At 66.4% G+C, this 15,224-nt stretch carries 11 protein-coding genes; 7 read left to right on the plus strand and 4 right to left on the minus strand.

The window, feature by feature from the left end:
* Window positions 1-8: 8 nt before the first annotated feature.
* The 5 genes from M3A49_RS34925 to M3A49_RS34945 all read left to right on the plus strand — a co-directional run bounded on the left by M3A49_RS34925 (window position 9) and on the right by M3A49_RS34945 (window position 6,347).
* Window positions 9-2,255 (plus strand): FUSC family protein, encoded by a 2,247-nt coding sequence (locus tag M3A49_RS34925; RefSeq protein ID WP_266232954.1) that lies wholly within the window; start codon window positions 9-11, stop codon window positions 2,253-2,255.
* Window positions 2,245-2,445, plus strand: a complete 201-nt coding sequence (locus M3A49_RS34930) for a DUF1656 domain-containing protein (RefSeq protein WP_028208049.1) — start codon at window positions 2,245-2,247, stop codon at window positions 2,443-2,445. Before M3A49_RS34925 ends, M3A49_RS34930 begins: the two co-directional genes overlap by 11 nt.
* 40 nt (window positions 2,446-2,485) lie before the next feature.
* A complete protein-coding gene (locus M3A49_RS34935) occupies window positions 2,486-3,349 on the plus strand; it encodes an HlyD family secretion protein (RefSeq protein WP_266232955.1) in 864 nt (287 codons plus the stop codon).
* 264 nt (window positions 3,350-3,613) lie between these two features.
* Window positions 3,614-4,249, plus strand: coding sequence for a hydrogenase maturation protease (locus tag M3A49_RS34940; protein ID WP_266232956.1), 636 nt, complete (start codon window positions 3,614-3,616; stop codon window positions 4,247-4,249).
* 199 nt (window positions 4,250-4,448) lie between these two features.
* Window positions 4,449-6,347, plus strand: coding sequence for a propionate--CoA ligase (locus tag M3A49_RS34945; protein WP_266232957.1), 1,899 nt, complete (start codon window positions 4,449-4,451; stop codon window positions 6,345-6,347).
* Window positions 6,348-6,366: 19 nt separating this feature from the next.
* Here the strand turns inward: M3A49_RS34945 and M3A49_RS34950 are convergent, their stop codons facing one another.
* Together M3A49_RS34950 and M3A49_RS34955 are read right to left on the minus strand one after the other, a co-directional pair.
* Window positions 6,367-7,185 (minus strand): 5'-methylthioadenosine/adenosylhomocysteine nucleosidase, encoded by an 819-nt coding sequence (locus M3A49_RS34950; protein WP_266232958.1) that lies wholly within the window; start codon window positions 7,183-7,185, stop codon window positions 6,367-6,369.
* 43 nt (window positions 7,186-7,228) lie between these two features.
* Complete coding sequence (locus tag M3A49_RS34955; RefSeq protein ID WP_266232959.1) at window positions 7,229-9,610, minus strand: UvrD-helicase domain-containing protein; 2,382 nt, start codon at window positions 9,608-9,610, stop codon at window positions 7,229-7,231.
* Between the two features lie 258 nt (window positions 9,611-9,868).
* Between M3A49_RS34955 and M3A49_RS34960 the strand changes: the two genes are divergently transcribed.
* Together M3A49_RS34960 and galU are read left to right on the plus strand one after the other, a co-directional pair.
* A complete protein-coding gene (locus M3A49_RS34960) occupies window positions 9,869-12,736 on the plus strand; it encodes a valine--tRNA ligase (protein ID WP_266232960.1) in 2,868 nt (955 codons plus the stop codon).
* A 79-nt stretch (window positions 12,737-12,815) separates the two neighbouring features.
* Window positions 12,816-13,697 (plus strand): UTP--glucose-1-phosphate uridylyltransferase GalU, encoded by an 882-nt coding sequence (gene galU, locus M3A49_RS34965; RefSeq protein ID WP_028208043.1) that lies wholly within the window; start codon window positions 12,816-12,818, stop codon window positions 13,695-13,697.
* An 83-nt stretch (window positions 13,698-13,780) separates the two neighbouring features.
* On the opposite strand, the gene M3A49_RS34970 is transcribed toward galU, so the two are convergent.
* Both M3A49_RS34970 and M3A49_RS34975 read right to left on the minus strand, forming a co-directional pair.
* On the minus strand, window positions 13,781-14,008 hold the full coding sequence (locus M3A49_RS34970; protein ID WP_028208042.1) for a sulfurtransferase TusA family protein: 228 nt from the start codon (window positions 14,006-14,008) through the stop codon (window positions 13,781-13,783).
* A gap of 118 nt (window positions 14,009-14,126) precedes the next feature.
* The gene (locus M3A49_RS34975; protein ID WP_266232961.1) at window positions 14,127-15,182 is read right to left on the minus strand and encodes a Gfo/Idh/MocA family oxidoreductase; all 1,056 of its coding nucleotides are present in this window, start codon (window positions 15,180-15,182) and stop codon (window positions 14,127-14,129) included.
* Window positions 15,183-15,224 lie beyond the last annotated feature (42 nt).

Raw genomic sequence — 15,224 nt, forward strand, 5'->3', positions numbered from 1 at the left:
AGCCGACGATGCAAGCGTCCACCTCCTCACCCTCGCAGCCGGGCGGCCAAAGCCTCTACGCCGCGCTCGCCGACTGGGCACGTACCGACGGCCTCGTCTGGATCTATCTCTTCAAGGCGATTGCCGCTGCGCTGCTCGCGCTCGGCATCGCCATGAAGCTCGATCTGCCGCAGCCGCGCACGGCCATGACCACCGTGTTCATCGTGATGCAGCCGCAAAGCGGTCCCGTGTTCGCAAAGAGCTTCTACCGGCTGTGCGGCACGCTTGTGGGCCTCGTCGTGATGCTCGCGCTGATCGGCCTCTTCGCGCAGCAGCCGGAGCTCTTCATCGTCTCGACGGCGCTGTGGGTCGGCCTGTGCACCGCGGGCGCCGCGCGCAACCGCAACTTCCGCTCGTACGGCTTCGTGCTTGCGGGCTATACGGCGGCGCTGATCGGCATTCCGGCCTCGCAGCATCCCGACGGCGCGTTCATGTCCGCGATGACGCGCGTGGGCGAGATCTCGATCGGCATCCTTTGCTCGGGCTTCGTCAGCGCCGTGGTGTTTCCGCAGTTTACGGGCGAGTTGCTGCGCTCGAGCGTGCGGCGCCGTTTTTCGTCGTTCGTCGACTACGTTTCGGCGGCGCTTGCCGGACGTATCGATCGTTCGCACATCGAAGCGAGCAATGCGCGCTTCGTCGCCGACGTCGTGGGCCTCGAAGCGAGCCGCAGCATGGCCGTGTTCGAGTCGCCCGACGCGCGGATGCGCTCGGGACGTCTCGCGCGCCTGAATACCGAATTCATGACGGTCTCCACACGCTTTCACGCGCTGCATCAGTTGATGAACCGTCTGCGCGCGGATGGCTCCCCGGCCACCGTCGCTGCGCTCGAACCGTACTTCCGCGAGATCGCGCCGCTGTTCGCCAAAGCGGGCGAGCCGGTACTCACGGCCGCCGACGCGACGCATGTCTCGAAGCAGCTCGACGACTACCGCTCGGCGCTGCCGAGGCGCGTGCGCGCCACGCGCGCCGGACTCGAAGCGCAAGGCGATGCACGCCTGCTCGAGTTCGACACCGCCACGGAACTGTTCTACCGCTTCGTGCACGAGATGACCGAGTACACGGCCACCTACGCGTCGCTCGCCGTCGATACGCACTCGCGCGAAAAATGGATCGCGCGCTACGTGCCGAAGACGAACCTGATCGCGGCGGGCGTGGCGGGCCTGCGCGCCGCCATCGTGATGACGCTGCTCGGCGCGTTCTGGATCGCCACCGCGTGGCCGAGCGGCACGAACCTCGTGCTCAATGCCGCCGCGACCTGCGCGCTCGCATCGTCCGCGCCGCAGCCCTCGCGCATGGCGACGCAGATGGCGCTCGGCACCGTGCTCGCCTCGGTCGTCGGCATGATTCTCACATTCGGCGTGTTTCCGCATATCGACGGTTTTGTCATGCTGTGCGTCGCGCTCGCCCCTGCGCTCGCGTTCGGCGTGTTCCTCACGACGCGCCCGAAGTACGCGGGCTACGGCGTGGGCTACTGCATTTTCCTGTGCTTTCTCGCGGGGCCGGACAACCTCGTGCAGTACAACCCGAGCAGCTATATGAACGACGCGCTCGCACTCATCGCGTCGATGGCGGTCTCGGCACTGGCGTTCGCCGTGCTCCTGCCGCCTTCCACGCCGTGGCTGCGCCGGCGTCTGCTCGCCGACCTGCGCGGCGGCGCCGTGCAGGCTTGCCGCGCGCGCCTGAAGGGACTGCGCAACCGCTTCGAGAGCGGCGCGCGCGACCTGATGTTCCAGCTCTCGGCGATCGCCGGCAACGACGACGCGCAACGCCGCGACACGCTGCGCTGGCTCTTCTCGACGCTCGAAGTGGGCAACGCCGCGCTCGATCTGCGCCACGAACTCGCCACCTTGCCCACGCATCCGCAGTACGCGCAGGGGACCGCATGGCGCGTGGCGATCGACGCGACGCTCAAGGCCGTGAGCGCACTCTTCGATCGCCCGAGCGAGGCGCGCTACCGCGACGCGCTTGCGGCAACGGCGCGCGCCATCGACGCAAGCCAGGCCGTGCTGCAAGGCATGTGGAAGCCTGAAGCGACGAACGCCACCGAGCGTGGCGACGCGCCGCCGCGTGAAGAGCGCCACCAGTTGCAGCGCATCCAGAGCCATCTGCATTTCATCCGCACCGCGCTGATCGATCCGCAATCGCCGCTCGCGGCGTATGCGGGCAACGAAAGCGCGAACCCTGGCGTGAGCCAAGGAGCCAACCATGCCTCGTGACGTCGCGTTTCTCGACGCCTATATCCCGGCGATCGTGCTGCTCTTCATTCTGGGCGCGGCGATCACCTGGGTGCTCGATTCCGTACTGGCCCGAACCGGCCTCTACCGGGTCGTGTGGCACCCGTCCCTCTTTCGCGTGAGCCTGCTCGTGGTCGTGTGCTGCGTGCTCGGTCTCGCGGTCTATCACTAAATGCGTCACTGAATGCATCGCTGAACGAATCAACCGAATCATGACAATCCGCAACCTCATTGGCTTTATCGCGACGGCCATCATCTTCGTCGTCGCCATTCTGGTCGGGCGCGTCCTGTGGGTTCACTACATGGACGAGCCGTGGACCCGCGACGGCCGCGTGCGCGCCGAAGTGGTGAACATCGCCCCCGACGTCTCGGGCGCCGTGGTCGAGCTGCCCGCGAAGGACAACCAGTTCGTGCACAAGGGCGACCTGCTCATGCAGATCGATCCGTCGCACTATCAGATCGCCGTGGAGCAGGCCGAGGCCGCCGTGGCCGCGCGCAAGGCCGAGCTGACGATGCGCCAGGACGACGCGCGCCGCCGCGCCGACATGGACAGCGAAGTCGTCTCGGCCGAAAACCGCGAAAACGCCTCGCATACGGCGAACTCGGCACAGGCGCAGTACCAGCAGGCAATCGCCGCGCTCGACGCCGCAAAGCTCAATCTCGAACGTACCCGCGTGGTCTCGCCGGTGGACGGCTACATCACGAACCTGCAGGTGTTCCGTGGCGACTACGCGATCTCGGGCCAGGCCAAGCTTGCCGTGGTGGACAGCCATTCGTTCTGGGTCTACGGCTACTTCGAGGAAACCAAGCTGCCGCACGTGAAGGTGGGCAACAAGGCCGACATCAAGCTGATGAGCGGCGGCACGCTGGAGGGCCACGTCGAGAGCATCTCGCGCGGCATTTACGACCGCGACAATCCGCAAAGCCGCGAGTTGCTCGCCGACGTGAACCCGACCTTCAACTGGGTGCGCCTCGCGCAGCGCGTGCCGGTGCGCATCCACATCGACAAGGTGCCGGACGACATGGTCCTCGCCGCGGGCACGACCTGCACGGTGGTCGTCAAACCGGGCACGTGATGGAGCAGTGACAGCGCGTACCGCCAGCCGGGCTACGCAAAAGCGCACGCAAAAAGGGAACGCCAGTTTGACGTTCCCTTTTTTGTTGCTGTGCGCACACGGAGTGTTAGCGATTGCCGCACAGTGCGCCGACAGCGAATCGATGAGCATTGCAAAACATTGTCTTTATCACGTTAAAGCCTATCTCGATTGATCCATATCAACGGAAATTTGTCGAATTACTCGGATTATTCCTATTCCCCACTCTCCCAGCCAGCCATCAACGTGATCCTTCGCCTCCATCGACTTCACGAAATCGGCGCCATACCGCGGACAACGCGCGACGACGGCGCGGTGCGCGCCTTCGCGCGCCGCGCACTGACCGGGTTCGCGAAGCGCCAGGCCCACGCGCCGCAACGGGTGGTCGTGCTCGCCCTAGGCAATGTTCAATGGGGCGACGCCGGCGTGGGCGTGCTCGCGCTCGAGCGGCTGAAGGCGACCTGGCAATGCCCCGCGCAGGTCGAACTCGTGGAAGGCGGCACGTGCGGCAGTGCGCTGCTGCCCGTCGTCGAATCCACGCAGCGTTTGATCGTGCTCACCGCAATCGATTTTGGGCTCGAACCGGGCGCGCTGCGCGTCCTCACCGGCGATGCGGCGGCCGAACACCTCTACAGGCGCCGTCCGAGCCGGCCCGGCATGGGCTTCGCCGCCGCGCTCGCCTGCGCGCAGTTGAGCGGCCGCTCGCCGCGCGAAATCGTGCTGATCGGCGTGCAGCCGCAAGGCAGCGACTGTTACGGCGCGGGCTTGTCGAGTACGGTGCGCGCGCAACTCGATGCGACTGTCGATGCCGCACGGCTGTGGCTGCGCCGCTGGCGCGTCGCACCGCTGCCGCGTCTCGAGCATCCCGAAATCGGCGGCTGAGCGCCGCGCACGGGCTGCGCGGGCTTTGCGCGAGCCCGGCGGGCGCGCCGCATGCGCCCGTACGTGGAAATCCGCGGGAGAACCCGCGTTGCCCGCGCGCATTGCACTGCACTATCCTGAAAAACTGCGCCAGATCCGGCCAGCGGCATAGGCCGGTTGCGGCGGCAGCCTGCACCATCAGCACGGGAGGAAGGTAGTCATGCGTTACCGCGATTTTCACCGCGAGTCGGTCGCGAACCCCGACGACTTCTGGCGCCGCGAGGCCGAGCGCATCCATTGGGAGACGCCGTTCGACCAGGTGCTCGACCGCTCGAACCCGCCGTTCGCGCGCTGGTTCTGCGACGGCCGCACGAACCTTTGCTTCAACGCCGTGGACCGTCACCTCCCGTCACGCGCGCACCAGAACGCGCTCGTCTATGTCTCGACCGAGACCGGCATCGAGCGGCGCTACACCTACGCCGACCTGCACGCCGAAGTGAACCGCATGGCCGCCGTGATGCGCTCGCTCGGCGTCGCGCGCGGCGAGCGCGTGCTGATCTATTTGCCGATGATTCCCGAGGCCGTGTTCGCCATGCTCGCCTGCGCGCGCCTCGGCGCAATCCATTCGGTGGTGTTCGGCGGATTCGCCGCGCCGAGCCTCGCTGCGCGCATCGACGACGCGAAGCCCGTGCTGCTCGTGACCGCCGACGCCGGCGCGCGTGGCGGCAAGGTGATCGACTACACGCCGCTCGTGGACGAAGCCATGGCGCGCGCCGAATACGCGCCACCCAAGGTGCTGCTGATCGACCGCCAGCTCGCGCCCGAGCGGCTGAACGCGCCGTATCTCGTCGACTACGAGCCGCTGCGCGAGCAGCACTACGACGTGCAGATTTCCTGCGAGTGGCTCGAATCGAACGAGCCTTCGTACATTCTCTACACCTCGGGCACGACGGGCAAACCCAAGGGCGTGCAGCGCGACGTGGGCGGCTACGCAGTGGCGCTCGCGGCATCGATGGAATACATCTTCGAAGGACGCGCCGGCGACACCATGTTCACGGCGTCGGACATCGGCTGGGTGGTAGGTCACAGCTACATCATCTATGCGCCGCTGCTCGCGGGCATGACCACGGTGATGTACGAAGGCACGCCGGTGCGCCCCGACGGCGGCATCTGGTGGCGCCTCGTCGAGCAGCACCGCATCAACCTGATGTTCACGGCGCCGACGGCCATTCGCGTGCTCAAGAAGCAGGACCCGGCGCTGCTGCACTGCGCCGATCTTTCGAGCCTGCGCACGCTCTTTCTCGCGGGCGAACCGCTCGACGAGCCCACGGCCGAATGGATCTCCGGGGCGCTCGGCAAACCCGTCGTCGACAACTACTGGCAGACCGAGACCGGCTGGCCGATGCTGGCCATCCAGCGCGGCGTCGATCCGCTGCCGCAAAAGCTCGGCTCGCCGGGCGTGCCCTGCTACGGTTACGACCTCGTGCTGCGCAACGAACATACGGGCGAGCCCTGCGCGCAAGGCGAGAAAGGCGTGATCACGCTTAGCTATCCGTTGCCGCCCGGCTGCATGCAGACCGTGTGGGGCGACGACGCGCGCTTCGTGAAAACGTACTGGGAAAGCGTGCCCGGCCAGCAGGTGTATTCGACTTTCGACTGGGGCGTGCAGGACAGCGACGGCTACGTGACGATCCTCGGCCGCACCGACGACGTGATCAACGTGGCGGGCCATCGTCTCGGCACGCGCGAAATCGAAGAAGCGATCTCGTCGCACGCGGCAGTCGCGGAAGTGGCTGTGGTGGGCGTGAACGACGCGGTGAAGGGTCAGGCGGCGCTGGCGTTCGTCGTGCTGCGCGACGCGAATGCGGCAGCCAGTCCCGCCGATGCACAGAAGCTCGCGGCTTCGCTCACCGCGACGGTGGACCGCCAGCTCGGCGCGATCGGCCGGCCCGCGCGCGTGCACTTCGTGCCGATGCTGCCCAAGACGCGCTCCGGCAAGCTATTGCGCCGCGCGATCGCGGCGCTCGCGGAAGGGCGCGACCCGGGCGACCTGCCGACCATCGAGGATGCCTCGGCGCTGCAGTCGATTCGCGAGGCGGTGAGCGCAGGTGACAGCTGAGGCCTGCGCGCGCGCCCGCTCAGCGTGCGAGCGGGCGGTACCCCGCCAGAAAGCGCTTGAGGATGCCCGTCGAGTACGTGCCCGCGATATCGGTGAGGAAGCTCGAGAACGAGGTGCTCGCGTGCTCGTCGGCGGTGTCGGAGATCGTGCGCACGATCGCGCACGGTACGTCGTACTCGTGGCAGACCTGGGCGATCGCCGCGCCTTCCATCTCGACAGCGAGCGCATCGGGCAGCAGCGCGCGCAGCGCGCCCACGGCCGCCGCGCTCGCCACGAACTGGTCGCCGCTGATCACGAGCCCGCGATGCACCTGCGGCAACGCCGTCTCGAAGCGCGGCAACGCGGCCTTGAAGCGCGCGGTCAACTCCGGCCCCTCCTCCGCGATGAAACGCTCGCATGCGGCGGCGAGCGCCTGCGCCAACGCGTGATCGGCATCGAAGCGCGAGCGCGCGAGCAGCGGGATCTCGTGTCGCGGGAATAGCGGCTCGGCGTTCATGTCGTGCTGGAGCAGCGTTTCGCCCACCACCACGTCGCCCACGTGGACGCCCGAAGCCACGCCGCCGGCAACACCCGTAAAGACGATCGCTTCGACATCGAACGCGTGAATCAGCGCGCTCGCGGTGGCGGCGGCGGCCACCTTGCCGACACGCGCGAGCGTCACCACGCACGGCGCGCCGTGCACGGTACCGAGGTGATAGTCACGCCGGCCGAACGTGCGCGTCACGACACCCGATTCGGCCTGCATGGCCGCGATCAGATCGCCGAGTTCCTGGGGCAGCGCGGCGAGCACGCCGAGCGGGCGGGCGGTCGTGCCGCCCGCCTGGATCGAGAGGTTCATCTTCGAATGATTTCCGTCTGAGTCGTTTGAGGCTGACGCGCGCTCACTCCACCGGCTGCAGCTTGGCCACCGCCAGCGCAAGCCACTTCTCGCCGTGACGCTTGAAGCGCACCTGCGCCTTGGCGTCGGTGCCGCTGCCTTCGAGCGCCGTGATCGTGCCTTCGCCGAACTTCGTATGGAACACGCCCTGGCCCACACGGAAGCCCGTCTCGGCGGCGCGCTGCTCGTTGGCGAACGCGGGCGCCGGGCTCTTGTCCGCGATATAGGCGTCGCGTTCGCGACGGCCGCCTTCGCTGCTGCCGCCACTGCCGCCGCCCGGACGCGAGAACCAGTCGCGGCCCCAGCCTGCGTTGTCGGAACGTCCGCCCCAGCGCGCGCCCGCCTCGACCTTGGGCGTGAGCCATTTGAGCGACTCCTGCGGCAGTTCGTCGAAAAAGCGCGAGCGCACGTTGTAGCGCGTCTGGCCGTGCAGCAAGCGGCTCTGCGCGAACGAGATATAGAGCCGCTCCTTCGCACGCGTGATCGCCACGTACATCAGGCGGCGCTCTTCCTCGAGGCCGTCGGCTTCCATCGCGCTGTTCTCGTGCGGGAACAAGCCCTCTTCGAGACCGGTCATGAAAACCGCCGTGAATTCGAGGCCCTTCGCGGCGTGCACCGTCATCAGTTGCACGGCGTCCTGGCCTGCCTGCGCCTGGTTGTCGCCGGCTTCGAGCGACGCATGCGAGAGGAAGCCCGCGAGCGGCGTCATGACGTCGGGGTTCTGCGCGGGGTCGGTGATCGTGGGCGCGTCGAGCACTTCGATCTCGCCGTCCTGCGAGACGATCTCGGGCACCGCGCTCGCGCCCGGGCGCAGCGGAATCGAGCGCGCGGGCGTGTCGAGGCCGTAGCCTTCTTCGCTCACGAACGCCGTGGCCGCGGTCACGAGTTCCTGCAAGTTCTCGAGGCGGTCCTGACCTTCACGCTCGTTCTGGTAGAACTCGGCGAGACCGCTCATGCGCACCGTGTATTCGACGGTTTCCGGCAGGCTCATCTGGGCGGTCTCGGCGCGCATCTTCGCGACCAGATTGGCGAACGAACCGAGGCTCGTGCCCGCCTTGCCCGTGACGTACGGGATGGCCGCAGCCATCGAGCAGTTGTAGAGGCGCGCGGCATCCGCCAGCTGCTCGATCGAGCGCGCGCCAATGCCGCGCGTGGGGAAATTCACGACACGCGCGAACGCCGTGTCGTCGTTCGGGTTGTCGATGAGACGCAGATACGCGAGCGCATGCTTGACCTCCTGACGCTCGAAGAAGCGCAAGCCGCCATACACCTTGTACGGCACGCCCGCATTCACGAGCGTGTGCTCGATCGTGCGCGACTGCGCGTTGCTGCGATAAAGGATGGCGATCTCGTTGCGCGCCAGCCCCTGGTTGATCAGCGCGCGAATTTCCTCGACGATCCAGCCGGCTTCCTGCGAGTCGGTGGCCGCTTCGTACACGCGCACCGGCTCGCCGTGGCCCGCATCGGTGCGCAGGTTCTTGCCCAGACGCCGCGAGTTATGTGCGATCAGGTAGTTGGCCGCGTCGAGAATATGGCCGTGCGAACGATAGTTCTGCTCCAGCTTGATCATGTGCTTCACGCGGAACTCGTTCTCGAAGTCGCGCATGTTGCCGACGTTCGCACCCCGGAACGCGTAGATCGACTGGTCGTCGTCGCCCACCGCGAAGATCGCGTTGCCCGGCCCCGCGAGCAGCTTGAGCCACGCGTACTGGAGCTTGTTGGTGTCCTGGAACTCGTCCACCAGAATGTCGCGAAAGCGCCCCTGGTAGTGCGCGCGCAGCGGCGGGTTGTACGCGAGCAGCTCGTAGCAGCGCAGCAGCAGCTCCGCGAAATCGACCACGCCTTCGCGCTGGCACTGCTGGTCATAAGCCTCGTAAAGCTCGACGAATTTGCGGTTGAAGTCGTCGCTCACGTCCACGTCTTTCGGACGCAGACCCTGCTCCTTCGCGTTGTTGATGAAGTACTGCAGGTTCTTGGGCGGGTACTTCTCGTCGTCGACGTTCAGGCCCTTCATCAGACGCTTGATGGCCGAGAGCTGGTCTGCGCTGTCGAGGATCTGGAAGGTCTGCGGCAGGCCGGCGTCGCGGAAATGCGCGCGCAGCATGCGGTTGCACAGGCCGTGGAACGTGCCGATCCACATGCCGCGCGTGTCGATGGGCAGGAGCGCCTGGAGGCGCCCCATCATTTCGCGCGCGGCCTTGTTGGTGAAGGTCACGGCCAGGATGGTCGAGGGCGAGGCCATGCCCTGCTGGATCAGCCACGCAATGCGCGTGATCAGCACGCGCGTCTTGCCGCTGCCGGCCCCGGCCAGAATGAGCGCCGGTTCGTTGGGCAACGTGACGGCGGCGAGTTGTTCGGGGTTCAGGTTCGCGAGCAGTTCGGGCATGGGCTGAAAAGGAGCGTGACCCCAGGGCGGGACCCCGGGGACTTGGCGCGCGGCAAAGGCGCGCCGTTGAATGGCAGACCGCCATTATAAGTGCGCACGCACGCCGCGGCTCGGGCGACCCCGGCGCGGCGCGCCTCCCGCACACAACGCCCGTACCATGGCCCACGCGTCGCCCCAGCTCGGCTGGCGCGTCGGCTCCGACAGGACTTCCCCTTATAATCGAGCGTTTCCGCATCCTTTTTTCGGCAGATTCCACCCATGAGCGACAGCACGCTAGCGAAAAGCTTCGAGCCCCAGACGATCGAGGCCCAATGGGGCCCCGAATGGGAGCGTCGCGGCTACGCCGCCGCGACCTTCGAGCCCGGCCGCAACAATTTCTCGATCCAGTTGCCGCCGCCCAACGTCACCGGCACGCTGCACATGGGGCACGCGTTCAACCAGACGATCATGGACGGCCTCGCGCGCTACCACCGCATGCTCGGCGACAACACGCTGTGGGTGCCGGGCACGGACCACGCGGGCATCGCCACGCAGATCGTGGTCGAGCGCCAGCTCGACGCGCAGAAGATCTCGCGCCACGACCTGGGCCGCGAGAAGTTCGTCGAACGCGTCTGGGAATGGAAGCAGCAATCGGGTTCGACCATCACGGGCCAGGTGCGGCGCCTGGGCGCCTCGATCGACTGGTCGCGCGAGTACTTCACGATGGACGACAAGATGTCGGCCGCCGTGCGCGACGTGTTCGTGCGCCTCTACGAACAGGGCCTGATCTACCGCGGCAAGCGCCTCGTGAACTGGGACCCGGTGCTGGGCACCGCCGTCTCGGATCTCGAAGTCGTGAGCGATGCGGAAAACGGCAACCTGTGGCACCTGCGCTATCCGCTCACGGACGGCTCGGGCCACCTCACGGTCGCGACCACGCGCCCGGAAACCATGCTCGGCGACACGGCCGTGATGGTCCACCCGGAAGACGAACGCTACGCGCACCTGATCGGCAAGACCGTGAAGCTGCCGCTCGCGGAGCGCGAGATTCCCATCATCGCCGACGAATACGTGGACCGCGAGTTCGGCACGGGCGTCGTGAAGGTCACGCCCGCGCACGACTTCAACGACTACCAGGTGGGCCAGCGCCACGGCCTGCCGATGATCGAGATCCTCACGCTCGACGCGAAGGTCAACGACAACGCACCTGAAAAGTACCGCGGCCTCGACCGCTTCGAAGCGCGCAAGCGGGTCGTGGCCGACTTCGAAGCGCTCGGCCTGCTCGACTCGGTGCAGCCGCACAAGCTGATGGTGCCGCGCGGCGACCGCACGGGCGTGGTGATCGAGCCGATGCTCACGGACCAATGGTTCGTGGCAATGACGAAGCCCGCCCCCGAGGGCACGTTCAACCCCGGCAAGTCGATCACCGAAACCTCGCTCGACGTGGTGCGCAGCGGCCAGATCAAATTCGTGCCGGAAAACTGGACCACGACCTACTACCAGTGGCTCGAGAACATCCAGGACTGGTGCATCTCGCGCCAGCTCTGGTGGGGCCACCAGATCCCGGCGTGGTACGGCGAGAACGGCGAAATCTTCGTCGCGAAGAGCGAGGAAGAAGCACGCGCACAGGCCGAAGCCAAGGGCTACACGGGCGCATTGAAGCGCGACGAAGATGTGCTCGACACGTGGTTCTCGTCGGCGCTCGTGCCGTTCTCGTCGCTCGGCTGGCCGCAGGAGACGCCTGAACTGAAGGCCTTCCTGCCCTCTTCCGTGCTGGTCACGGGCTTCGACATCATCTTCTTCTGGGTGGCGCGCATGGTCATGATGACCACGCACTTCACCGGCAAGGTGCCGTTCGACACGGTGTACGTGCACGGCCTCGTGCGCGACGCCGAAGGCCAGAAGATGTCAAAGAGCAAGGGCAACACGCTCGACCCGATCGACATCGTCGATGGCATCGGCCTCGAAGCGCTGGTCGCCAAACGCACGACCGGCCTCATGAATCCCAAGCAGGCCGCGACCATCGAAAAGAAGACGCGCAAGGAGTTCCCGGACGGCATTCCCGCGTTCGGCACCGACGCGCTGCGCTTCACGATGGCTTCCATGGCCACGCTCGGCCGCAACGTGAACTTCGACCTCGCGCGCTGCGAAGGCTATCGCAACTTCTGCAACAAGCTCTGGAACGCCACGCGCTTCGTGCTGATGAACTGCGAGGGCCACGACTGCGGCTTCAGCAAGCCGGGTCCCTGCGCGCCGGGCGATTGCGAGCCGGGCGGCTACACGCACTTCTCGCAGGCCGACCGCTGGATCGTCTCGCTCCTGCAACGCGTGGAAGCCGAAGTCGCGAAGGGCTTCGCGGGCTATCGCTTCGACAACGTGGCCAACGCCATATACAAGTTTGTCTGGGACGAATACTGTGACTGGTATCTGGAACTGGCGAAGGTGCAGATCCAGACGGGTACGCCCGAGCAGCAGCGCGCCACGCGCCGCACGCTGCTGCGCGTGCTGGAGACGGTGCTGCGCCTCGCGCACCCGGTGATACCGTTCATCACCGAAGCGCTGTGGCAGAAGGTGGCGCCGCTCACCGACGCATACCCCGAGGGTGCCGCCGAAGGCGCAGTATCGATCATGGTGCAGCGTTACCCGATAGCGGAAGCAAAGAAGATCGACGAAGCCGCGGAACAGTGGGCCGCCGACCTGAAGGCCGTGATCGACGCGTGCCGCAACCTGCGTGGCGAAATGGGCCTCTCGCCCGCCACCAGGGTGCCGCTGCTCGCCACGGGCAACGCCGCGCGGCTCACGACGTTCGCGCCCTATGCGCAGGCGCTTGCAAAGCTTTCGGAGGTCCAGATCATCGCTGACGAAGCGGCGCTCGACGCGGCCTCGGCAGGCGCGCCAGTTGCTATCGTAGGGACGGACAAGCTCGTGCTGAAGGTGGAGATCGACGTAGCCGCCGAACGCGAACGCCTGTCGAAGGAAATCGCTCGCCTCAGCAATGAGGTAGCGAAGTGCAAGGCCAAGCTGGGCAACGACAGTTTTGTAGCAAAGGCACCGCCCGCAGTCGTTGAGCAGGAGCAGAAAAGACTGGCAGAATACCAGGCAACGCTGGACAAGCTGACCGCGCAACTCACGCGGTTGCCGGCCTGAGCGCCATATCGGCCAAAGGCTGTAACGCGTGGCGCCGCACCCGCGGCATCACACGAGCACCAGGACAGGGACAAAAGACATGCTGAAAGTGACAAAAGCGGTATTCCCGGTAGCGGGCCTCGGCACGCGCTTCCTTCCGGCCACGAAAGCCAGTCCGAAGGAAATGCTGCCCGTAGTCGACAAGCCGCTCATCCAGTACGCGGTCGAAGAAGCCGTGGCTGCGGGCATCACGGAAATGATCTTCGTGACCGGGCGCAGCAAGCGCGCGATCGAGGACCATTTCGACAAGTCGTATGAGATCGAGGCCGAACTCGAAGCGCGCGGCAAGGCCAAGCTGCTCGAACTGGTGCGCAACATCAAGCCGAACAACGTCGACTGCTTCTACGTGCGTCAGCCCGAGGCGCTCGGCCTTGGCCACGCCGTGCTGTGTGCAGAAAAGCTCGTGGGCGACAACCCGTTCGCCGTGATTCTCGCGGACGACCTGCTCTATGGCACGCCGCCCGTCATGCAACAGATGGTCGAGGTGTTCGACCACTACCATAGCTCGGTGCTCGGCGTGGAAGAGATCCCGCCCTCGGAAACGCGCTCGTACGGCATTGTCGACGGCAAGGAGTGGGAAGACTCGATCGTCAAGCTCTCGGGCATCGTCGAGAAGCCGGCGCCGGAAGTCGCGCCGTCGAACCTCGGCGTGGTCGGCCGCTACGTGCTCAAGCCGCGCATTTTCGAGCATCTGAAGTCGATCAAGCCGGGCGCGGGCGGCGAGCTGCAGCTCACCGACGCGATCCAGTCGCTGCTCGCCGACGAGCAGGTGCTCGCCTACAAGTACCACGGCACGCGCTTCGACTGCGGCAGCAAGCTCGGCTACCTGAAGGCGACGGTGGAGTTCGCGCTGCGTCACCCGGAAGTCGGGGCGGATTTCGACGAATATCTGCGCACGCGCAAGCCGGTGCTGGAAGGCTAAGGCGCCCCCCGACCAAGCCCTCCCGGCGCCGCACAAATGAAAAAGGCCCGCATTCTCATGCGGGCTTTTTTCTGCCGATGCGCTTAGCGCCGGCGCATCAGGAACACGAACGTCTTGTCCTGTTGCGAGCTTTCCACGATCTCGTTGCCGGTTTGCTTGGCGAAGGCGGCGAAATCCCGCTGCGAGCCGGGATCGGTCGCGAGCACCTTGAGGATCTGGCCGCTTTCCATGTCGGCGAGCGCCTTTTTGGCGCGCAGGATCGGCAGCGGGCAGTTTAGCCCGCGCGCATCCACTTCCTTGTGAACCTGAATCTGCATCGGGGTTGGATCCATCGGTGGCGCGCCGTCACGGCGTGAGACGGCGCTGGCAATAGCATCGATTTTACCGCAGCCACGCCAGCCGCCGCTTGCGTCCCGATCACGGTACGGCTTACAGCTCGACCGCCGCCCCCGTGTGCAGCGATTCGCGCAGCGCCTGGCCGATGCGCGTGGCTTCCAGGGCGTCTTCCAGCGTCGCGCCGAGGCTCCCCTTCTGCGCTCCACCCGCCTTGCGCGCCGCAACTTCGGCGACGAACGCCTGCGCTTCGATCAGGAACGCCTCTTCAAAACGGTCGAAGAACGTGGGCGTGCAAACGCTGCGCACGCCCGTCGCGTCGTACACATCGACGCGATTCGCGCGCGGGATGCGGCCGATCGCCAGCGCGCCCGCCGTGCCGATCACTTCGCTCGACGTGTCGTTGCCGTGCGCCATCGTGCGCGAGGCGTAAAACATCGCGAGGCGCCCGCCCTCGAACTCGCAGATCGCCACGCCGTTGTCCACGTCGCCCGATTCGCGCAGGCCTTCGTGCAGCGCGATCGCGCCCGCGGCATACACACGCGTGGCGCGCGGCTTGCCGAGCAGCCAGCGCGCGACGTCGATGTCGTGGACCGTGCAGTCGAGGAAAATGCCGCCCGAAGTCGGCGCGAAGCGCACGAAGAAACCTTCGGGATCGTTGAGATCGCAGGTCTGCGAGCGCACCAGAAACGGCTTGCCGATCGTGCCGGCCTGCACTTTTGCGTAGGCATCCTGATAACTCGGATCGAAGCGGCGCATGAAGCCGATGGTGACCTGCCGGTCGGCATGACGACGCGACACATTGACCACCCGCTCGCATTCGGCCACGTCGAGCGAGAGCGGCTTCTCGCAGAACACGTGCTTGCCCGCTTCGAGCGCCTGCACGATCTGCTCGGCATGCAATGCCGAAGGCGTGACGAGCCACACCGCATCGACCGATTGATCGGCCAGCAGGTCGGCGTACTCGCCATACAGCCGAGCGGCAGGCAGCGCCTCGCGCGCCCATGCGAGATCCGCTTCGAGCGGACTGCACGCGGCCGCGAGCGTTGCACCCGGCACGCGATACGCCAGGTTCTGCGCATGCCGCCGCCCCAACCTCCCAAGTCCCGCCACGCCCACGCGCAACGGCTGGGCACGATCGATTGCCTGCATCCTTGCACTCCTCGCTTGATCCGCGCTCGATTTGCGCTCGTT

Origin of the sequence: Paraburkholderia sp. CNPSo 3076 (genome assembly GCF_026343935.1) — a bacterium.
In the GTDB taxonomy this organism is placed as follows: Bacteria; Pseudomonadota; Gammaproteobacteria; order Burkholderiales; family Burkholderiaceae; genus Paraburkholderia; species Paraburkholderia nodosa.